At 39.5% G+C, this 21,107-nt stretch carries 18 protein-coding genes; 11 read left to right on the top strand and 7 right to left on the bottom strand.

All coding sequences use genetic code 11. The annotated features are described in order from the left end of the window. Nucleotides 1–104: 104 nt before the first annotated feature. From ACESM9_RS08505 to dpaL, 4 genes are all read right to left on the bottom strand, one after another. A complete protein-coding gene (locus ACESM9_RS08505) occupies nucleotides 105–1,475 on the bottom strand; it encodes a uracil-xanthine permease family protein (protein ID WP_372997255.1) in 1,371 nt (456 codons plus the stop codon). Nucleotides 1,476–1,537: 62 nt separating this feature from the next. Further along, on the bottom strand, nucleotides 1,538–2,731 hold the full coding sequence (gene ygeW / locus ACESM9_RS08500; RefSeq protein WP_372997253.1) for a knotted carbamoyltransferase YgeW: 1,194 nt from the start codon (nucleotides 2,729–2,731) through the stop codon (nucleotides 1,538–1,540). A gap of 26 nt (nucleotides 2,732–2,757) precedes the next feature. After that, nucleotides 2,758–3,963, bottom strand: coding sequence for a YgeY family selenium metabolism-linked hydrolase (locus ACESM9_RS08495; protein ID WP_372997251.1), 1,206 nt, complete (start codon nucleotides 3,961–3,963; stop codon nucleotides 2,758–2,760). 32 nt (nucleotides 3,964–3,995) lie between these two features. Continuing rightward, the gene (gene dpaL, locus ACESM9_RS08490; RefSeq protein WP_372997249.1) at nucleotides 3,996–5,210 is read right to left on the bottom strand and encodes a diaminopropionate ammonia-lyase; all 1,215 of its coding nucleotides are present in this window, start codon (nucleotides 5,208–5,210) and stop codon (nucleotides 3,996–3,998) included. Between the two features lie 315 nt (nucleotides 5,211–5,525). On the opposite strand from dpaL, the gene aroB reads away from it, so the two are divergent. The 4 genes from aroB (at nucleotide 5,526) to ACESM9_RS08470 (ending at nucleotide 9,331) form a co-directional block, all read left to right on the top strand. Further along, entirely contained in the window at nucleotides 5,526–6,584 is a 1,059-nt protein-coding gene (gene aroB / locus ACESM9_RS08485) for a 3-dehydroquinate synthase (protein ID WP_372997247.1), read from the top strand. After that, nucleotides 6,575–7,903 carry a 3-phosphoshikimate 1-carboxyvinyltransferase gene (aroA, locus tag ACESM9_RS08480; RefSeq protein ID WP_372997245.1) on the top strand — a complete coding sequence of 443 codons (1,329 nt, stop codon included), beginning with the start codon at nucleotides 6,575–6,577 and terminating at the stop codon, nucleotides 7,901–7,903. Before aroB ends, aroA begins: the two co-directional genes overlap by 10 nt. After that, the gene (aroC, locus tag ACESM9_RS08475) at nucleotides 7,881–8,975 is read left to right on the top strand and encodes a chorismate synthase (RefSeq protein ID WP_372997243.1); all 1,095 of its coding nucleotides are present in this window, start codon (nucleotides 7,881–7,883) and stop codon (nucleotides 8,973–8,975) included. The genes aroA and aroC overlap by 23 nt, the downstream gene beginning before the upstream one ends. Before the next feature lie 74 nt (nucleotides 8,976–9,049). Then, nucleotides 9,050–9,331 (top strand): chorismate mutase, encoded by a 282-nt coding sequence (locus tag ACESM9_RS08470; RefSeq protein ID WP_372997241.1) that lies wholly within the window; start codon nucleotides 9,050–9,052, stop codon nucleotides 9,329–9,331. Here the strand turns inward: ACESM9_RS08470 and ACESM9_RS08465 are convergent. Beyond that, on the bottom strand, nucleotides 9,328–11,055 hold the full coding sequence (locus ACESM9_RS08465) for a sigma-54 interaction domain-containing protein (protein WP_372997239.1): 1,728 nt from the start codon (nucleotides 11,053–11,055) through the stop codon (nucleotides 9,328–9,330). The genes ACESM9_RS08470 and ACESM9_RS08465 overlap by 4 nt on opposite strands. Before the next feature lie 251 nt (nucleotides 11,056–11,306). Between ACESM9_RS08465 and ACESM9_RS08460 the strand changes: the two genes are divergently transcribed. From ACESM9_RS08460 to ACESM9_RS08430, 7 genes are all read left to right on the top strand, one after another. Continuing rightward, nucleotides 11,307–12,086 (top strand): SDR family NAD(P)-dependent oxidoreductase, encoded by a 780-nt coding sequence (locus ACESM9_RS08460; protein WP_372997237.1) that lies wholly within the window; start codon nucleotides 11,307–11,309, stop codon nucleotides 12,084–12,086. A 27-nt stretch (nucleotides 12,087–12,113) separates the two neighbouring features. Next, on the top strand, nucleotides 12,114–13,517 hold the full coding sequence (gene gcvPA, locus ACESM9_RS08455; RefSeq protein ID WP_372997235.1) for an aminomethyl-transferring glycine dehydrogenase subunit GcvPA: 1,404 nt from the start codon (nucleotides 12,114–12,116) through the stop codon (nucleotides 13,515–13,517). A gap of 27 nt (nucleotides 13,518–13,544) precedes the next feature. After that, a complete protein-coding gene (gene gcvPB / locus ACESM9_RS08450; RefSeq protein WP_372997233.1) occupies nucleotides 13,545–15,113 on the top strand; it encodes an aminomethyl-transferring glycine dehydrogenase subunit GcvPB in 1,569 nt (522 codons plus the stop codon). Between the two features lie 99 nt (nucleotides 15,114–15,212). Then, nucleotides 15,213–16,322 (top strand): ATP-NAD kinase family protein, encoded by a 1,110-nt coding sequence (locus tag ACESM9_RS08445; protein WP_372997231.1) that lies wholly within the window; start codon nucleotides 15,213–15,215, stop codon nucleotides 16,320–16,322. Nucleotides 16,323–16,533: 211 nt separating this feature from the next. Beyond that, nucleotides 16,534–17,721 carry a glycine C-acetyltransferase gene (locus tag ACESM9_RS08440; RefSeq protein WP_372997229.1) on the top strand — a complete coding sequence of 396 codons (1,188 nt, stop codon included), beginning with the start codon at nucleotides 16,534–16,536 and terminating at the stop codon, nucleotides 17,719–17,721. Nucleotides 17,722–17,756: 35 nt separating this feature from the next. Next, entirely contained in the window at nucleotides 17,757–18,713 is a 957-nt protein-coding gene (locus ACESM9_RS08435; protein ID WP_372997227.1) for an L-threonine 3-dehydrogenase, read from the top strand. A gap of 74 nt (nucleotides 18,714–18,787) precedes the next feature. Beyond that, complete coding sequence (locus ACESM9_RS08430; RefSeq protein ID WP_372997225.1) at nucleotides 18,788–19,645, top strand: DUF4438 domain-containing protein; 858 nt, start codon at nucleotides 18,788–18,790, stop codon at nucleotides 19,643–19,645. Between the two features lie 172 nt (nucleotides 19,646–19,817). On the opposite strand, the gene ACESM9_RS08425 is transcribed toward ACESM9_RS08430, so the two are convergent. Both ACESM9_RS08425 and ACESM9_RS08420 read right to left on the bottom strand, forming a co-directional pair. Beyond that, nucleotides 19,818–20,294: a DsrE/DsrF/DrsH-like family protein gene (locus tag ACESM9_RS08425; RefSeq protein WP_372997223.1), complete on the bottom strand. Its 477-nt coding sequence runs from the start codon at nucleotides 20,292–20,294 to the stop codon at nucleotides 19,818–19,820. A gap of 51 nt (nucleotides 20,295–20,345) precedes the next feature. Next, nucleotides 20,346–21,107: aminotransferase class V-fold PLP-dependent enzyme (locus ACESM9_RS08420; RefSeq protein ID WP_372997221.1), on the bottom strand; the 762-nt coding region annotated here is incomplete at its 5' end.

Here is a 21,107-nt window from a genome sequence, read left to right as displayed (position 1 = left end):
GTTCAGGACTAAGCTGCCTTTGGAGGACACAGCATACAGGAAGAAAAAATAGAGGTATAAAAAGCTGTTCAGCGAAAATTGCTGAACAGCTTTTTAGGTAAGTGTTAGGCTTCTTCTTGAAAAGTTCTAAAGAGCAGTGATGCTATAATACTTACAATACATACAGCCGCAACAGGCTCTTGGAAGATATACTGGAGAAATACAGGAAATCTTGATTTTATTGCTGCTGGCAGGTTTCCAACACCGTATCCAAGGCCAAATGTGATACCTACAATTAAATTATTTATATCATTGAATCCTGCCTTAGCTATCATTTTTATGCCATTTAAAAGGATCATGGCAAATACTGTGATGACAGCACCACCTAAAACACTGTTGGGCATTGCGGAGAAAACAGCTCCTATTTTGGGGAAGAACCCAGCTAATACAAGTATTGCGGCACCTGTAGCTATGCAGAAACGGTTGACAATTCCCGTCATAGCCACTATACCTGCATTTTGCCCAAAAGCAGTGTTGGGAAGGGTGTTAAATACTGCTGCAACCTGTGAACCTACAGCATCTGCCAATAAGGCTCCTGACGTTTCTTCAGGTGTTGCATCTCTATCGAAGGCAGCTATTGTGATGCCACTGGTATTACCAATGGTTTCAAGGCCTGATACAATATATAATGCTATAAAGGATATCAAGATATCCCAGCGAAGTATAGGTTTGAAATAAAGGGGCATAGGTATGCTTATCCAGTCTGCATTTGCTATAGTGCTGAAGTTTACCATATTTGTGACAATTGCCAGGATATACCCTACTATTATCCCTACTAATATGGAAGAGGCTTTCAATACGCCCTTTGCATATTTATTGATAAGGATAATAGTGAGAAATACAGAGAATCCCAGGAAAAGATTAATGGGATTAAATTCTTCCGGTGTTTTAGGGGAACCTATGAAGTAATTGGCACCTGTGGACAAAAGCTTGATTCCAATGGTAATCAGAACAGAACCTACTACCAGCGGAGGGAAGAATCTTTTCAGATATTTAATGAAAATACCCATAAGTATTTCTACAAATCCACCAAACAAGCAGCCTCCAAGTACTATACTCAAAGCTACATTTGGAGCCAGCCCTTCATTTCCTACAAGGTTCTCTCCTATGGCCTGCATTGTAGGCACAAAGGCAAAGGCGGTACCCATAACAATAGGAAGCCTTGCACCTATTCTGAACTTTCCAATTCTAATAGGATAAAGCTGTACGAAAGTTGTTAGGCCAGAAACGAACATAGCACATTGGATCATGATAACCCTATCAGCGGGGGTCACACCAAGGACACCTGTAAGCACAAATATAGGAGCAAGGTTGCCTGTAAACATTGCCAAAATATGTTGAAGACCTAATGGTAATGCTTTTCCCAAAGGAGGTCGACCGTCTAATTGATATAATAAATCGTTTCTATCCCCCTGGCTTCTACTGCTTCTTGCCATAGTTATCTCCTCTTTTCTGTTCAGAATATAGAGTGGGGGTTAGATCCCCCACTGAATGATTATTATTTATATCCTCTCCTGACATTGTTTTTTGCAAGTTGAGAAAGAACCTCCTGAGGATTCTGAACCTTGGCCAGAAAAATCATAGCCGCAATTATATATGGTTTATAGCTTGCTTCTTTATATAAAGGAACTCTGTAACGATCAAATACAGAAGCTTCAACTTCTCCTTCTTTGCAGCTTACACCTGTTATATCTGCAGGCAGACAGTGCATATATAGAGCTTTACCATCTTTGGTTGTCTTCATTAACTTCTCTGTGCACTCCCAGTCCTTATGTTGAGCATTTTGGGCCAGAAGTTCTTTTTCTAAAGCTTTAATACCGTCAAAGTCTCCATTTCCATAGAGATTGGTTCTTTTCTCCATAGCCGCAAAGGGAGCCCAGCTCTTCGGATATACTATATCGGCATTTTCAAAGGCTTCTGCCATATTATTTGTTTTGCGATAGCTTCCACCCGAAGCCTGAGCATTTTTCTTTGCCACCTCTTCAACCTCGGGCATCACTTCATATCCTTCTGGATGGGCCAACACAACTTCCATACCAAAGCGAGTGAATAGTCCGATTATGCCCTGGGGTACGGAAAGGGGCTTACCATAGGATGGGGAATATGCCCATGTCATGGCTACTTTTTTTCCTTTAAGGTTCTCAAATCCACCAAAAGTGTGAGCTACATGGAGCAAATCTGCCATGGTCTGAGTCGGGTGGTCTATATCACACTGCAAGTCGACGAGGGTAGGCCTTTGATCTAATACACCTTCCTTATAGCCTTCTTCGACGGCTTTAGCAACTTCCCTCATATATGCGTTGCCTTTACCTATATACATATCATCACGAATTCCTATAACATCAGCCATGAAGGAAATCATATTTGCAGTTTCACGAACGGTTTCTCCGTGGGCTATTTGGGATTTTTCTTCATCCAGATCCTGTACTTCAAGACCTAGAAGGTTGCATGCACTTGCGTAGCTAAAACGAGTACGAGTTGAATTGTCGCGAAACAAGGATATACCAAGCCCGCTATCAAAAATTCGTGTTGATACATTGTTTTCTCTGAGATGTCTCAATGCATCAGCTACAGTAAATACTGCTTTCAGCTCGTCATCGGATTTTTTCCATGTCTCAAAGAAATCATTTTGATACATATCTTTAAAGTTAAGCTCATTGAGCTTATTAACAAATTGCTCTACATTTAACATGTTAAACCTCCTCAATGTTTCTTAAACTATTTTTTCATTTCGTTGACATATATGGTTGGCAATGCAGCATAAACTGCAGCGCATTTTACCAGGTCTGCTTTCCATGTTTTCTCGTTTGGAGCATGGGCTTCTTCTTCTTTACCTGGGCCGAAGCCAATACATGGAATTCCATATCTGCCCATTATAGAAACACCGTTTGTGGAGAAAGTCCATTTATCAACTTTTGGAGTTCCATACATACCTTCATAGGATTTAACCATTGCTTTTGTAGCAGGATGGTCTTCAGGAATAACCCATGTTGGGAAGAAGCAGTCTGTTGGGTAAACAAGATTCTTATAGCTTGGTCTGTCATATTTGTACATTGTAACTTCTGCATTATATTTCTTTACTGACGGCAGAACAGAAATCTCTTTTAGTGCACTTTCATATGTTTCGCCATCTGTCAAACGCCTGTCGATGGATATGGCACACATGTCTGCAACTGCGCAGCGAGATGGTGAATTAAAGAATATTTGAGAGACTGCCAGTGTTCCTTTGCCAAGGAATGGGTCATCCTTGAGCCTGTTGTTTAGATCTTTGACTTCATCCAATATTTCAGCCATTTTATAAATAGCATTGTCTCCACGCTCCGGAGCTGAACCATGGCATGAAACACCTTTGACTTCCACTCGGATTTCCATTCTTCCACGCTGACCACGGTATATATTGCCGTTGGTAGGTTCTGTTATAACAACAAACTCAGGCCTTATCTTATCCTCATTTATGATATACTGCCAGCAAAGTCCGTCGCAGTCCTCTTCCTGTACTGTTCCTGTCACCAGGACTTGGTATTTGTCATTGAGAAGTCCCAAGTCCTTCATTATTTTGGCACCGTATACGCTTGATACTATGCCGCCAAGCTGGTCTGATGCTCCGCGACCTCCTATTTCTTCTTCGTTTTCATATCCTTCATAAGGATCAAATTTCCAATTGCTTTTTTCACCTATTCCAACTGTATCAATGTGTGCATCAAAGGCTATGAGCGTATCGCCAGTACCCATAAAACCAAGGACATTACCCATAGGGTCAATCTCAACTTTGTCAAATTGGAGATCTCTCATTTCCTGGGCTATTCTATTGATAACACCTTCTTCTTCGGTGCTTTCTCCAGGAATTCTTATAAGATCTCTCAAGAACTTAGTCATTTGTGGCAAATAGCTTTCTGAAGTTGCTTTTATTTTTGCAAAATCCATTCTAATTCCCTCTTTCCTGTGTTTTTTTATGATTATTCATAGGATGGATATTCCCCATCCCATACTATACTGCGATATTTATCAGGATCTGTGTCTCCTTCGGTGCTGAAGAAAAGCACTCTGGAATTCTCATCAAGCTTCAAGGCTTCTCTCATATCCTTCAGTTCATCCCTGGTCATGATTGCTGCAAGCAATCCGAGAGTTACAGCCCCGGATTCACCGGAAATAACTCTTTCATCTCCTTTCATAGGATTACCCAACATTCTCATACCCTTTGCAGAAACCCAGTCAGGGCATGAAACAAACATGCTGCTGTAGGATTTAAGGACTTCCCAGCCTATGATGTTTGGTTCTCCGCAGGCCAGGCCTGCCATTATGGTCGGCATGTCACCAGTTACAATTTGAGGTTTCCCATCATTCTGCAGTGCTGATTTGTACAGACATGCTGCTTCATCTGCTTCTACGACAACAGTTGTAGGACAATTATCTTTGAATACAGAAGCGAAAAACCCTTGTACTGCTCCTGCTAATGATCCAACACCTGCCTGAACAAATATGTGGGTAGGCCTTTCGACTCCTAAGGAATTCAATTGCTCCAAGGCTTCTGAAGCCATAGTGCCATATCCTTGCATAATCCAGGCAGGAATATCCTCATAGCCTTCCCATGCTGTATCCTGGACCACAACCCAGCCATATTTTTTAGCGTTTTCCGCTGCGAGCCTTACAGCATCATCATAGTTCATGTCTTGTATTGAGGCTTCTGCACCTTCTTTTCTGATGTTTTCCAGCCTGGTCTGCGATGAGCCCTTTGGCATATATACAACGGATTTTTGCTTTAACTGAGCTGCTGTCCATGCGACACCTCTTCCATGATTTCCGTCAGTTGCTGTAACAAAGGTAATCTCACCCAGTTGTTTTCTTATTTCCTCCGAGGTTAGTTTTTCATAATTCAACTCTGAAATATCCTTGCCAAGCTTTTGAGCAAGGTACTTTGACATGGCATAGGAACCGCCAAGAACCTTGAAAGCATTAAGACCAAATCTATAGGACTCATCCTTTATATATAAGCCTCCAACTCCCAGCTTTTTTGATAAGTTATCCAAGCTAACAAGTGGAGTTTTTGTATATTGAGGAAAGCTTTCATGAAACTTTCTTGCCTTTCCTATTTCCTTTTCACTTAGAAAATCTAAATCCGCCTTTTTGTCAACCTTCATAGTATTAGATTTCCATAGTATTTTTTTGTTCATTAATAATGAATCCTCCTTCCTTTTACAACATTTGCTCTTATGCATTTATTATGCCTAATAATATGCAAATTAATTGTCGAAAACAAAAATTTGATTATATGATTGATAAATAATTATTTTAATGGTAATTTGTAAGCAGCATATAATTATTCAATTATTATCGAATTGACAATTATTTAAATTTCTTTATACCATATAAAAAATAAATGGAAGTATATGTGAACAATTTCATTGTATAAATCTCTCTACTTATCTACATAGTAACAGGTAAATCAACATGCGTTGAAGAATTATTAATGGGAGGAAGTGATTGCATTGAGGATAGTAGGAGTAGCAACAGACTCCAAGATTTATTCTGTTTACATAAAGAAAGGTATTATTAAAGAATGCGGTATAATTATTAAAAAGCTCTATACAGGCAAAAAAATAGGAATTGTAACTGATTCAAATGTTAACAGACTCTATGGAGAAAAGCTCAAAGCCAGTCTTGGGAAGGAAGGCTATGAATCGGTCATTGTAGAGTTTGAGGCGGGAGAGAGCAGCAAGTCTATCAATTCCCTTGAGAAGATTTGCTCCCTTCTTCTCGAGGGTGGCATTACCAGAGGAGATCTGATAGTCACTTTTGGAGGTGGTGTTCCAGGAGATCTGGGAGGATTTGCAGCCTCAGTACTGTTGAGAGGAATCAGGTATATACAGATACCCACAACCCTTGTTGCTCAGGTTGACAGCAGCATAGGAGGGAAAGTGGGGATAAATCTGAAAGAAGGCAAAAATCTGATAGGAAGTTTCCACCAGCCTGAGACAGTTATAATTGATCCGGAACTTTTGGTGACACTTGATGAGAAATATATATCAGATGGTATGGGCGAGGTAATAAAGTATGCTTGCATAGATAATGAGGGTCTTTTTGAGCGTCTGGAGAATATGGGTGAAATAATATCTTCACCAAATATTGATGGTATTATTGAAAAATGCTGTGCTATTAAAGCAGAATTGGTAAGGGTCGATGAAAAGGATAATGGAACAAGAATGCTCCTGAATTTTGGACATACCTTTGGTCATGCCATAGAAAAATATTATGATTATTCCAGATACAGCCATGGAGAAGCAGTAGCCCTTGGAATGGTACATATAACATCGAGGGCTGAAGCCATGGGTTTAACCCAAGAGGGAACTTTGGACAATATGATAAAGCTGTTGAAAAGATATAATCTTCCTTACACCCTTTCAGAGATGGATAAATCCAGGATCAGAGAATATGTGCTCAAGGACAAGAAAACAAGAGGAGACAGCATAAATCTGATACTTCTGAAAAAAATAGGTGAAGCCTATATTCACAATATTAAAAAGGATGAGATTGATATATGGCTATAGAGATTTTGCCAAAGGGACTTAATGGTACTGTGCATGTCCCACCGTCAAAAAGCATAAGCCACAGAGCCATAATAGCTGGTGCCTTGTCGCAAGGTAAAAGCACAATTCGAAATATAATGCTTTCTGAAGATATAAAGGCAACATGTAATGCTTTGATATCTCTAGGTGTTCGCATAGAAATCCGAAAAGATGAAGGTAACAGGCATCAAATCATCATATATGGGAAAGGAAAACTGAAGCCAGTTGAAACTATCATTGACTGCATTGAATCAGGTTCCACACTAAGGTTTCTCATACCTATAGCAGCATTGACAGGTGGTAAAGTGACTTTCAAAGGAAGAGGGAAGCTCATAGAAAGGCCTTTGAATATATACTATGAAATATTCGAAAAGCAGGGTATTGAGTATAGAAACAATGATGGAGAGCTGCCTCTGACTATATATGGCAGGCTGGAACCAGATAATTTTTATGTCAGAGGAGATATAAGCTCCCAGTTTATAACAGGATTGCTGTTTGTGCTGCCTCTACTAGAGGATGATTCAAAGATAATCATGGAGACTCCCCTTCAATCAAAGGGTTATGTGGATTTAACCATTGATGTACTGAAGAACTTTGGTGTCCATGTGGAGAATAACAACTATAACAGCTTCTACATTAAAGGTAATCAAAAATATATTTCCACAACTTTCGATGTGGAGGGAGACTTTTCCCAAGCAGCTTTCTGGCTTGCTGCGGGAGTATTATCCGGCTCGGTTGCTTGCAAGGGCCTAAACCTGAACTCGCTACAGGGGGATAGGAACATACTGAAAATAATACAAGCCATGAGAGGTAAGCTGGAAATAGATAAAGACAGGATAATAGCTTATAAAAGCAATCTAAAGGCCATAGATATAGATGCCTCTCAAATACCTGATCTAGTACCAATAATTGCTGTAATGGCAGCTTTAAGCGAAGGTAGAACTATCATAAAAAATGCTGGTAGATTGAGGTTAAAGGAATCTGATAGACTTAAAGCAATTGCCAGGGAACTGAATAAAATAGGTGGTAAAATTTCAGAACTGGATGACAGTTTGATTATAGAAGGGGTGGAAAGCTTCACAGGTGGTACTGTAGACTGCTGGAATGATCACAGAATAGCCATGGCTCTGGCAGTAGCGGCTACAAGGTGTAAGATACCTCTTGTAATAATGGGAGAAGAAGCAGTAAGTAAATCTTATCCTGATTTTTGGAAGGACTACGAGGAACTAGTGAGCCATCGGGAACGGTTCGACCTGGCTCAGTTGGGAGGTGAAATCAGTGAGTGGAGTATGGGGCAATAGAATAAAAATATCTATTTTCGGTGAATCCCATGGTGAAGCCATAGGAGCAGTCATAGATGGGTTGCCTCCGGGAATTAAGCTGGACTTGAATGCTATAAGATTTCAGATGAAGAGAAGGGCACCGGGGCAAAGTGACATTTCTACATCCAGAAGGGAAGATGATGATTTCCAGATATTAAGTGGATACTTCAATAGTTATACTACTGGTACTCCTCTCGCCTTTATTGTCAAAAACAATGATACCAGATCTAATGATTATGAATACATGAAAGATGTGCCACGACCAGGTCATGGGGATTATACAGGAAGGATAAAATATAAAGGCTATAATGACTATAGGGGAGGAGGCCACTTCTCCGGAAGAATTACAGCGCCAATAGTTTTTACAGGAGCTATATGCAGGCAGATACTGGAGGAGAAAGGTATACATATTGGTTCTCATATAAAAAGTATAGGTTTGATTGAAGATGATTCCTTTAATCCGATTAATATAGATAGTGATTTACTGCATAAGCTAGGTAATATGGTTTTACCTGTTTTAGATGAGAACAAAGTGGATTTGCTGAAAGACGAAGTATTATCAGCTAAAGCTGAAGAGGATTCCATAGGTGGAAGTATTGAGTGTGCCGTTATCGGATTGCCCGCCGGAATAGGAGAGCCATTTTTTGATTCTGTAGAGAGCCGGCTTTCACATATTCTTTTCTCCATACCTGGAGTAAAGGGAGTGGAGTTTGGCTCAGGCTTTGATATCAGCAGAATGAGAGGTTCTGAAGCTAATGATGAGTTTTATATACAAGATGGAGCAGTAAGGACCAAGACCAATCACAGCGGTGGCATCCAGGGGGGCATCACTACTGGAATGCCTATAATATTCAGGGTGGCCATCAAGCCTACATCATCTATAGGAAAAACTCAGAGAAGTGTGGATATGGGGAAAATGGAAGAGGTGGAACTCAATATAAAGGGCAGACACGATCCCTGCATCGTACCAAGAGCGGTACCTGTTGTGGAAGCTACCGCTGCTATAGCTATATTAGATTTATATATATCACACTACTTCATGGCACCCTAGGTCATAGTGAAGGATATATGCTGAAATATAATAGTGACTATTGTAGATATTGTTAGTGGACAGGAGGAATGAATTTGGAAGAATTGGAGATTTTGAGGAAGGAAATTGATATAATAGATGAACAGTTGGTGGAACTCTTTGAAAAAAGGATGGAACTTGCTATAAAAATAGGAGACATCAAGAAACAAAAGGGTATGCAAATCCTCGACTCTCAAAGAGAAAAAGCTGTAATAAAAAATGCCATAGCCCACCTGAAGAATAAAGATTTGTCTGATGAGCTGGAGGCATTTTTAAGAAACCTTATGGATTCCAGCAAAAAAATTCAACAATATAGGATTAAAAAAGCTGAAGACTAAGAAAGATTCTTCAGCTTTCTATATAATGTTCTTAAGCCCATGCCCAGTTCCTCGGCTGCCATTGCCTTACCTTTTACATCCCAGCCATACTTATCCAAAGCTTGCTTAATCATCTCCAGTTCAACATTTTCAATTTTTGATTTGATTGTTTCATTTGCTTCTCTATTGATGGCAGAATACTTCTCTGGTATGTCATCAATATCTATTATATCATCTGACATATTTACAGCATATTCTATTATGTTTTCAAGCTCCCTTATGTTGCCTGGCCAGGAATAGCTCATGAAAAAGTTCATCACCTCATTGGAGAAACCTGATATATTTTTGTTCAGTTTGTCATTATACTTATGAAGAAATTCCTTTGCTAAGGTTTCTATATCTTCTTTTCTTTCTTTTAAAGGGGGCAGGTAAAGGGGTATAACATTAAGCCTGTAATACAAGTCTTCCCTGAAATTTCCCTCTTTTATTAATTCGTCCAGATCTTTATTAGTTGCAGCTATTACCCTAACATCAACAGGTATGGATGTGATGCCTCCTACCCTTTCTATGCTGTATTCCTGAAGTACCTTCAAAAGCTTAGCCTGCATAGCCAGAGGCATTTCACCTATTTCATCAAGAAAAATAGTGCCCTTTTGAGCCAGTTCAAACCTGCCCGGTTTTCCACCTTTCTTAGCCCCTGTAAATGCCCCTTCTTCATAGCCGAAGAGTTCACTTTCAAACAGGCTTTCAGGTATGCTTGTACAATTTACCATTATAAAAGGATGGTTCGCTCTAATGCTTTCAGCATGTATAGCTTTTGCCAGAAGTCCTTTACCTGTTCCTGTTTCGCCTGTTATCAGCACTGTTGAAGTGCTGTTTGCAATTTTTCTTACTTTTTTCTTCAAGTCATCTATGGCAGAGCTTTTGCCTTTTATTGCATCAAGATTTATATCAACGTTAGATCTGCCAGAGGTCTTTTTGCTGTATTTGGATTCCTTATTTTGACTGAATCTTATGGCTGAGCCCATAAAATTCCCATCATGTAAAATAGGTGCACTGTTTACAAATAAAAACTCATTATTTATCCTTACAAGCTCGTTCTCAATTTTTTGACCTTCCAAAACTCTATTTTTCATATCCTCAGGAAATATCTGATCCAATGTTTGAGTATAGAAGCTGCAAAAGGAAAATAGACTAAGAGCTGATTCATTTCCATAAGAAACTGTGCCCAATTTGTCGGTAATTATCATGCTGTCATCAGAGATATCTAAAGCGCATTGGAGCATTTCCTCTATAGCCAAGGTCTTATTGCTTTTCTCATGATAATATATCATGTTTACCAGCATAGATGTGAGCTCATCGAGAATACTGGTATAGACATCTATATTATTGGTGATTCTATCATGGCCTGATTTTGTAAAGGATGTGAGTGCTATTACACCTATAGGGTTGTCCTCCATCTTAATGCATTTCAACAGTTCTATGGTGGAAGGGCAATGCTCCTTGAATCGACAGCCTATGCAGGATTTCATGTAACCGGGCTTATTCACTAAAGTATTGCCATTATTTATTACTTCCTCGATGAATGGAGCATGGACAGAATTGCCCTTTCTCTTCAGATAAAGGGGTGTACAGGAAATTAAATTACTATCTGTATCGAATATTGCACACTCCAGGTTTAAAGAGTGGTTTATAACTCGAATCATTGGTTTAAACATGCTTTTATAATTGGATAAATAGCTCATATTAACACCTCATTTCTCTAGACATATTCATTATACATCGAATAGTCTTAAATGGCAATAAATATGCCAAATATGACAAAATATAAAATAGACATCATATGAAGGAACAAAAACCTATTTTCTGAAACTGTTGAAAAAACACATATGTAGCGAGAAAGAGCATTAATTAAAATAATTATCTATAAAAAAAGGTTTTGGCATAAAATGTGCAAATATATATATCAAAATAAATTTTTCAAGGAGGGGTTAGGATGTTGCAAAAAAAAGATGTCCTGAATTTAGAAGGAAAGGTAGCGGTTATAACAGGATCTGCTTCAGGCATAGGTTTAGGCACAGTAGAACTGCTTACAGCCTATGGGGCAAAGGTAGCAATGGTTGATATAAACCCTAAAGGAGAGGAAGAAGCAGAGAGAATCAGAAAGGCAGGAAGAACTGCTGAATTCTTCAAATGCGATGTGACTTCTTTAGAAGATGTAAAAAAGACTGTTGAAAGCATCAAGAACAAGTTTGGAAGAATAGATATACTTTTTAACAATGCAGGAGTTACTGTAAGAAAAACAGTTGTGGATCTTGAAGAAAAGGAATGGGACTTCGTTCTGGACGTTGGTCTTAAGGGAACATATCTCATGTCAAAATTCGTTATACCTGTAATGGCAGCAGGTGGCGGTGGAAGCATAATCAATACAGGCTCCGGATGGGGACTTAAAGGTGGAGATAAGGCTGCGGCTTATTGTGCAGTAAAGGGTGGAATAGTAAACCTCACTCGTGCCATGGCTATAGACCACGGACCACAAAATATAAGGGTTAATAGTGTAAACCCTGGAGACACAGATACTGCAATGCTGAGAAGCGAAGGAGAACAATTAGGCTGTGAAGTAAATGCATTCCTTAAGGATTCAGCTAAAGGCAGACCATTAGAAAGACTCGGAGTACCTGAAGATATAGCCAATGCAGTACTATTCCTGGCAAGCGATTTATCAGCTTGGGTTACCGGGACAGCTTTGGTAGTTGACGGCGGCGGAATAGCTTAACTATTTTATATACTGGAGGAGAATATTATGGCAATAAAAGGTTTTAAAAATCATCCCTATATTCCTAACTCAGTGCCTGAAGTTCAGCAGGAGATGTTGAAGGAAATCGGATTGAACAGTTTGGAAGAGCTCCATGCTGAAGTGCCTGAGGAATTAAAACTGAAAGAAAATATGAATCTTCCCAAAGCCTTTCAATCTGAATATGAATTGAGAAGGCATGTGGAAGGCTTGTTAAAGAAAAATAAGAGCTGCAACGAATACCTGAATTTCCTTGGTGCAGGTTGCTGGCAGCACTATGTTCCTGCCATATGCGATGAAATAAATTCCAGGGGAGAATTTTTAACAGCTTATGGTGGAGAGCCTTACAACGACTTTGGAAGATTCCAGAGCTTGTTTGAGTATCAAAGCTTAGTAGCCGAATTAGTAGATATGGAAGTAGTAAATGTTCCTACGATGGATTGGGCTCAGGCAGCTTCCACAGCAGTAAGAATGGCATCCAGAATAGTGGACCGGAAGGAAGTATTGGTGCCAAAGGCAATGGATCAGGAAAAGTTCCTGATAATGAAAAACTATTGTGATCCTGATATAACTTTGGTACCTGTAGACTATGATAAAAATACAGGGCTTATGGATTTGGAAGATTTAAAAAACAAACTGTCTTCCAAAACAGCTGCAGTATATTTTGAAAATCCTTCATATCTTGGATTTATAGAAGTCAATGGACAGAAGATATCAGATATGGCTCATGAAGTTGGAGCTTTGAGTGTTGTAGGAGTAGATCCAAGCTCTCTTGGGGTGTTGGAGCCTCCTGTAAGATATGGAGCAGACATAGTATGCGGTGATTTACAGCCTCTAGGAATCCATATGAACTATGGCGGCGGCCAGTCTGGCTTCATGGCAACCATGGATGAAGAAAAGTTTGTTATGGAGTTTCCATCAAGACTTTTCGGTATAGCACCTACTATTGTGGAAGGGGAATACGGCTTTGGTGATGTAGCCTATGACAGAACTTCCTTTGGACATCACAGAGAACACGGAAAAGAATATGTAGGAACCCAGTCAGCCCTATGGGGAATAACTGCAGGTGTATATCTTGCAACAATGGGACCTAAGGGTATGGAAGAGCTAGGGCAGAACATCCTTCAAAAATCCCAATATGCAATAAGCAGATTGAACGAAATAAAGGGTGTTATCGGCTCCAGATTCAATACTGTAAACTTCAAGGAATTTGTGGTAGACTTCAATGCTACGGGAAAAACCGTTAAAGAAATAAACAAAGAGCTTCTTGCTAAAGGCATATTCGGAGGCAAGGACCTGTCTTCAGAGTTTCCTGAAATGGGACAATGCGCCCTGTATTGTGTGACCGAGATTCATACAAAGACGGACATAGATAAACTTATCACGGCCATTGAAGAAATCCTTCATTCTTAATGGTTTTGGCAGAAAGGAAGGTAAGATATGAAAAGAATAAATAGGAATTTCAAAGTAAGAAATTTTCATCAAGCCAAATGGGACGAACCCATTATATTCGAGCTTAGCAAAAAGGGCGAGAGAGGTATACTTGTGCCAAAAGCAGGAGAAGAGATTGAAAAGGCTGTAGGAGATGGTATATCAGCTCTTCCTGAAACCATGAAGAGAAAAGAAGCTCCCAATCTTCCTGAGATATCACAGCCAAGAGTTCTCAGACACTATATGAGGCTTTCCCAAGAAACCTTAGGAGCTGATGTAAATATAGAAATAGGTCAGGGAACCTGTACAGTAAAATACAGCCCAAAGGTTAATGAAGCTTTGGCAAGATTGCCAGAGATGACAGAACTCCATCCCTTACAGGATGAAAGCACAGTACAGGGCATATTGGAAATAATGTATAAAACTGATCTTTACATGAGAGAAATTTCAGGTATGGACAGATTTACTTTCCAGCCCAGCGGTGGAAGCCAGGCAATATTTGCCATGGCATCCATAGTAAGAAACTATCATAGGGATAAAGGCCAGGATGAACAAAGGGATGAGATAATAACCACAATATATTCTCACCCATCTGATGCTGCAGCACCTGCAGTAAAGGGATACAAGATAATCTACATCCATCCAGATGAGGAAGGATATCCGGATTTTGAAGCCTTTAAAGAAGCTGTAAGCGAAAGAACAGCAGCTTTCATAGTGGCAAATCCTGAAGATACGGGAGTATACAACCCAAGGGTAAAAGAATTTACTGAATTGGTTCACAAGGCAGGCGGGCTCTGTGGTTATGACCAGGCCAATGCCAATGGTTTATTGGGTATTACAAGGGCAAAGGAAGCAGGATTTGACATGTGCTTCTTCAACCTTCACAAGACCTTCTCAACACCTCATGGCTGCGGAGGTCCTGCAGTAGGTGCTACAGGTGTTACTAAGGAACTGGAAAAATATTTACCGGCTCCACTTATAGATTACGATGGAGAAAAATATTTCTTGAATTATGAAGTAACAAACAATCCATACAGCATAGGAAAGATAAGAATGTTTAATGGAGTTGCTCCTGTTGTACTGAAGGCTTATGCATGGATAATGTCTATGGGCGCTGAAGGATTATATGAGGTTGCTAAGGTAGCAGTATTAAACAATAACTATCTTTTCAAAAAGCTGATGGAAGTAGACTGTGTAGATGCTCCATATATCCGAGGCAAACAAAGAGTGGAACAGGTAAGATATACACTGGAGAAGCTAACTCAAGACACAGGAATAACTACAGGAGATATTCAGAGGAGGATGATGGACTTCGGTATGCATTACTGGACCAGCCACCATCCATACTATGTGCCTGAACCTGCTACTTTAGAGCCTACAGAAACACCTTCTAAGGAAGATTTGGATGAATACATTGAAACATTGAAGCATGTATTTAAAGAAGCCTATGAAAGCCCTGAGATAATAAAGACTGCACCACACAGAAGCGTATGTCACCAGGTAGACGAATCTGGCATGGACGATCCGGAAAAATGGGCAATAACCTGGAGATCATATTTAAAGAAATACAAAGAGTAGTGCATTTGAGTAATATCCGAATCCCGTAACACGTAACACGAAACAGGACGGGAGGGGAATACTAAAGGCAACGCAACACACATAGATAGGAATGGTAGGATGAAAAAACTAGGCTTAATAATAAATCCAATAGCCGGCATGGGAGGAAGTGTAGGGCTTAAAGGCACAGACGGAGTGCTGGACAAAGCATTGGAGCTGGGAGCTGTGCCCCGTGCTCCTCTTAGAGCCAAAAAAGCACTGGAAGAACTTTTGGACATAAAGAATCAAATAGAAATACTCACCTGCAGCGGAGACATGGGTGAAAGAGAAGCTATGGAGATGGGTTTTAATATTAGATTAGTATATAATCAAAGCACAAACTCAACTTCCAGCGAAGATACCTTGGCAGCAGCCAAAGCTATGCTCCTTGAGAATGTAGACTTGATACTTTTTGCAGGAGGAGATGGTACAGCTCGGGATATATACAAGGCTGTAGGGGACAAAGCTGTAGTAATAGGAATCCCGGCAGGAGTGAAGATCCATTCTCCCGTATATGCTCAAACACCTTCAAAGGCAGGACAACTGACAAGGCTGTATCTTATGGAGAAGATTACAAAGGTTGAAGAAGTTGAAGTGCTGGATATAGATGAAGAAGCATATAGAGCAGGCAAAGTTAATACCAGTCTCTATGGTTATCTAAAGATTCCTTTTGAAAAAAAGTTTGTGCAGAATAGAAAAGCCGGAACTCCCATGAGTCAACAAGCTTCTCAAAACTCTATAGCACTGGACATAATAGACAATATGGAAGAGGGCACATATTACATTATTGGGCCAGGAACTACAACAAGACCTATCATGGAAAACCTCAAACTTCCTTATACCCTTTTAGGAGTTGATGTGGTTCTGAACAAGGAAATATATGCACTGGATGTCACAGAAAAGCAGCTAATAGATATAGCTGTATATAATAAATGCAAGCTTGTAATCACTCCTATAGGGGGACAAGGATATTTGTTTGGAAGAGGCAATCAGCAATTAAGCTACAATGTGTTGAAAGCCATAGGCAAAGAAAATATAATTGTAGCTGCAACCAAAGAAAAAATAAGTGAGCTTAAAGGAAATCCTTTCTTAGTTGATACAGGCGATGAAGAAACAGATAAAATGCTCAGTGGATATATAAAAGTTACAACAGGTTATAAGGAAAAAATGATTTATAAGGTAAAAGCATAGAAAAATCTCAGAGTCATCTCTGAGATTTTTTTTGCAAACTTTAGAAAAGGACAAAATAGCAAGATTGTTAGCGATAGACGAACTAATTGAATGAAATATTCAAAAAATTGATTCCTTTTGATTTGAACAGTAAATTTTCCTTATATATAATTATAATAGGTTAACTTTAGGCAAATAATTATATAGATTCTAATTATAGGGAGGTTGTAAAATGGGTATTCATGATCTTGACTTTATAACCCAAAGACTGGATGAACTAAAAGAACAAGGCGTATATAGAAAACTCGCAGTTTTGGAAAGTCCTTCAGGACCTAGAAGTGTCATCAATGGCAAAAATGTAATCAATCTTTCTTCAAACAACTACTTAGGTCTTGCAAACCATCCCAGACTAAAGAAAGCTGCTTTGGAAGCTTTGGAAAAATGGGGTGTTGGTGCAGGTGCAGTAAGGACTATCATAGGAAACATGAGCATACATGAAGAGTTGGAAAGAAAGCTTGCAGAATTTAAGCACGTGGAAGCAGTGCTGGTTTTCCAATCCGGATTCACTGCCAATGCAGGTGTAATTCCAGCAGTAGTTGATAAGGGCGATGTAATAATAAGCGATGAATTGAATCATGCAAGTATAATTGATGGTTGCCGTTTAAGCCGTGCTGATGTAGTAAGATATAAACACAGCGATATGGATGACTTGGAAAGAGTCATAAAAGAGGTAAAGGATAAGTATAATACTAAACTTATTATCACAGATGGAGTATTCAGCATGGATGGAGATATAGCCAAATTACCTGAGATTGTTGAGTTGGCAGAAAAATATGGCTGTCTTACATATGTAGACGATGCACATGCCAGCGGAGTATTAGGCAGAAGCGGAAGAGGTTCTGCAGACCACTTTGACCTCCATGGAAGAGTAGATATACAGATAGGCACATTGTCCAAAGCTATCGGTGTAGTAGGAGGATATGTAGCAGGCAGAAGGAATTTAATAGAATGGTTGAATCACAGAGGAAGACCATTCCTATTCAGCACAGCAGCTCCACCATCAGTAGCTGCAGCATGCTTAGAAGCAATAAACATATTATCTGAAAGCTCGGAACTTACAGATAGACTATGGGAAAATGCAAGATATCTGAAAAAAGGTTTGAATGATTTAGGATTCAATACAGGAAAGAGTGAAACCCCAATAACTCCTGTAATTACGGGCGAAGACAGATCTGCTATAGAACTGAGCAAGAGACTCTTTGAAGAAGGCGTATTTGCTCAAAGCATAGTATATCCAACAGTTCCTAGAGATGGAGCAAGAGTAAGAACTATAGTCACGGCTGCTCATACAAAGGAAGATTTGGACGAAGCTATAAAAGCCTTTGAAAAAGTCGGCAAAGAATTGAATTTGATTAAATAAAACTGCAGCGAACCAATAAAATAGGAGGTGTATCAATGAAAAGAATATTGATAACTGGTTCTCTGGGACAGATAGGATCGGAACTTACTGCTCACCTGAGAAAAATCTATGGTGTTGATAATGTGGTTGCAACAGGGAGAAGAAAGCCAGAAGGATCCAGTGTAGTGGAAGGCGGCCTCTATGATCTGGTAAATGTAGAACATGCCAATGAAATAGCTGAAGCAGTGAAAAAGCATAAGGTTGATACCATAATACATCTTGCAGCAATGTTGTCGGCAACTGGAGAAAAAGATCCAGTGAAAGCATGGAATGTAAACATGGGCGGGTTATTTAATGTGCTGGAGGTTGCAAGAGAGCTTGGATGCTCTGTATTTACACCTAGCTCAATAGCTGCCTTTGGTCCAGGCTCACAGAAAGTAAAAACTCCTCAGGATGATATTCAGAGACCAACTACCATGTATGGTGTAACCAAGGTATCCGGTGAGTTATTGTGTGACTACTATTACAAGAGATTTGGTGTGGACACTAGAGGAGTCAGATATCCCGGTCTAATATCCTATGAGACACTGCCAGGGGGAGGAACCACTGACTACGCAGTTCACATCTACTATGAAGCATTGAAGAATAAGAAATATGATTCATTTATTGCAGAAGGCACCTACATGGATATGATGTATATGCCAGACGCATTGGATGCGATAGTTGCTTTGATGGAGGCAGACCCATCAAAATTAAAACATAGAAATGCATTTAATATAACAGCTATGAGCTTTGCTCCTGAGCATATAGCTGCAGAAATCAAAAAGCATATACCTGAATTTGAAATGAATTATGATGTAGATCCGGTAAGACAGGCCATTGCAGAATCCTGGCCGGATTCCTTGGATGATAGCGCTGCAAGAGAAGAATGGGGCTGGAATCCAAAATATGATTTAGCTTCAATGACAACAGATATGCTGACTAAGCTTAGGGAAAAGCTTAATATCAAATAGGAATTCCATTGAATACTCCACTTCATAGAGATAGAATAATGAAGTGGAGTATATTCTTTAAAGGAGATGTAAATATGTTGAAGACCAATCAGTATAAACTAGTCATGCAGTCAGTACAGGGGAAGGTACATCATCCTGTGTCCAAATATCCATATAGAATAAGTTATCTGGGAGAACCTAGAGTTTTGCCTGCTACAGGAGGAATTACTTATAATGTTAAGGTAGGAGACCCTGCCATGGGCTGGGTAGGTGACCATGTGGAACCAGGAGTATCGATTAGAAATGATAATGATGGTGAAAATGGCGGCTTAAATCTGCTATCCTGTATTGGTAATGTTGCGAAAGTCGTAAGCGGTGATGCAAAAGGAGCATTAGGATATGTAACAGGAAAACATGGCGGGGTTGAGCATGTATTAGTATATTTTAAAGAAGAAGATTTGGAGAATATGAGCGTTGATGATAAGATACTGATTAAAGCTTGGGGGCAGGGGTTGGAACTTGTTGACTATCCTCAGGTAAAAATCATGAATATTGATCCAGAGCTTTTTAATAAGCTGGGGATTAGGGAAGAGAATGGAAAGCTCATAATTCCTATAGCTGCTGAGGCTCCTGCATACCTTATGGGATCTGGTACCGGAGCCGTATCTGCATATAGTGGGGATTATGATATTATGACCAGCGATTCGGAGGCAATAAAGGAATATGGTCTTGATAAGCTAAGATTTGGTGATATAGTTCTATTAAGGGATCATGACAATGGCTTTGGAAGAACTTATTTAAAGGGTGCTGTAACCATTGGTGTAGTAATCCACAGTGATTGCATAAAAGCAGGTCATGGCCCTGGGATAACATCTATCATGACCTGCAAAGAGCCCATTATCGAAGGAATAAAGACCGATAAAGCCAATATAGCTGACTATTTGGGGATATAATAGGACACTAAAAGACACTAAGGATTCTCTAAAGTACACTAAAGTATATCATATTATAGTATGTTCCTTTCCAAATGATTCGAAACCATAACGAGAACCTAATTATAGAATCCATTTGATAAATTATAATAAGCATATGTCCGCTTGGATATATGCTTATTCAAAAATTCATTCATATAAACAACTGCATATCAGCTTCCAACGCATCCTCCAGATACTGCTGGGCATCCATTACCTCCACCTCAGGTATGAGTTCATCCTTATCAATACCCATTATCTCCATTGAAAGCTTACAACCGCAGAATTTTACTCCTTTCTTTCGTGCGCCGCTCAAAAAGTCAATAAGCTTTGGAGCCTCATTATCATCCATCATCTCAAGCATCATAGCTTTACCAATGCCGCTAAAATTCATTTTAGATAAGGGCAGTTCTTCAGGTCCCTTAGGGGTCATAGCAGAAAATAGCTTTTCATAAAAACTCTTTCCTTCCATATCTGTGTTATCAGGATTTCTTAGAAGACAGAGACCCCAGAATGCGAAAAACATGGTCACATCCACACCTATTTGTCTTGCAGTATTTGCCAGTATTAAAGCTGCCAGGGCTTTGTCATATTCACCGCTGAACATAAGGATATTAAGCTTTTTGGCCAAAGCAATACCTCCTTTGGTTTATCTTCTGTAAAACACATACTTTATTCTCTCCTAGGATTCCAAAGGATATTCTTTCATGTAGTGCCCTTTGTTATTTACAATATTTTCCAGTATTCTAGTCAATATATTTATTTCTTCAATTGTATTATAAAGACCAAAGCTAAGCCTTACAAAGCCGGGAGGATTTTTTATATTTCCTTTTTTTCTTTCCTCCATTTCCTCATCACTTACATTCAGGAGTCTTTGGATATAAGGCTGAGCGCAGAAACAGCCATTTCTTACACCTATGCCGGCCTCCTCGGATAGTATTCGGGCTGTCTGACTATGATGCAAACCTTTTATATTAAAGGGAATAATTGACACTCTATCGTTGGACCTTTTATGAAAATCATAAAGCTCCATGTCAGGTATTTTTGTTAGTTTGTCATAGGCGTATTCTGCTAAGCTCCTTTCATATCTGTCTATATACTCCATGCCGATGGAGCTCAATATATTTATTGATTCAAGTAAGGCTACTACACCCATTACATTGGGAGTTCCTGCCTCTTCCTTGTCCGGCAGTTTAGCCCATTTGATAAAGTCATGGGTGACAATATCTATAGTGCCGCCTCCCTTGTAATCCGGTGAACACTGACCAAAGGTTGAGTTAGGACCTATAAGTACACCTATGCCAAAAGGTGCATACATCTTATGGGCTGAAAATGCCAGATAGTCTATATGTTCCGGCGAAGAATGATCCATCATATCTATGGAACAATGAGGAACTAACTGAGCACCATCTACAAAAATTTTTGTACCATATTTGTGAGCAAG

The organism is Lutispora sp., assembly GCF_041687175.1.
Classification (GTDB): Bacteria; Bacillota; Clostridia; order Lutisporales; family Lutisporaceae; genus Lutispora.
This window is presented reverse-complemented; position numbering and strand designations above follow the sequence as displayed.

Excerpts from the sequence above, each read along its gene's own strand:
- ACESM9_RS08505 (WP_372997255.1), bottom strand. The coding sequence starts at position 1,475 with ATGGCAAGAAGCAGTAGAAGCCAGGGGGATAGAAACGATTTATTATAT.
- ygeW (WP_372997253.1), bottom strand. The coding sequence starts at position 2,731 with ATGTTAAATGTAGAGCAATTTGTTAATAAGCTCAATGAGCTTAACTTT.
- ACESM9_RS08495 (WP_372997251.1), bottom strand. The coding sequence starts at position 3,963 with ATGGATTTTGCAAAAATAAAAGCAACTTCAGAAAGCTATTTGCCACAA.
- dpaL (WP_372997249.1), bottom strand. The coding sequence starts at position 5,210 with ATGAACAAAAAAATACTATGGAAATCTAATACTATGAAGGTTGACAAA.
- aroA (WP_372997245.1), top strand. The coding sequence starts at position 6,575 with ATGGCTATAGAGATTTTGCCAAAGGGACTTAATGGTACTGTGCATGTC.
- ACESM9_RS08465 (WP_372997239.1), bottom strand. The coding sequence starts at position 11,055 with ATGAGCTATTTATCCAATTATAAAAGCATGTTTAAACCAATGATTCGA.
- ACESM9_RS08460 (WP_372997237.1), top strand. The coding sequence starts at position 11,307 with ATGTTGCAAAAAAAAGATGTCCTGAATTTAGAAGGAAAGGTAGCGGTT.
- gcvPA (WP_372997235.1), top strand. The coding sequence starts at position 12,114 with ATGGCAATAAAAGGTTTTAAAAATCATCCCTATATTCCTAACTCAGTG.
- gcvPB (WP_372997233.1), top strand. The coding sequence starts at position 13,545 with ATGAAAAGAATAAATAGGAATTTCAAAGTAAGAAATTTTCATCAAGCC.
- ACESM9_RS08445 (WP_372997231.1), top strand. The coding sequence starts at position 15,213 with ATGAAAAAACTAGGCTTAATAATAAATCCAATAGCCGGCATGGGAGGA.
- ACESM9_RS08440 (WP_372997229.1), top strand. The coding sequence starts at position 16,534 with ATGGGTATTCATGATCTTGACTTTATAACCCAAAGACTGGATGAACTA.
- ACESM9_RS08435 (WP_372997227.1), top strand. The coding sequence starts at position 17,757 with ATGAAAAGAATATTGATAACTGGTTCTCTGGGACAGATAGGATCGGAA.
- ACESM9_RS08430 (WP_372997225.1), top strand. The coding sequence starts at position 18,788 with ATGTTGAAGACCAATCAGTATAAACTAGTCATGCAGTCAGTACAGGGG.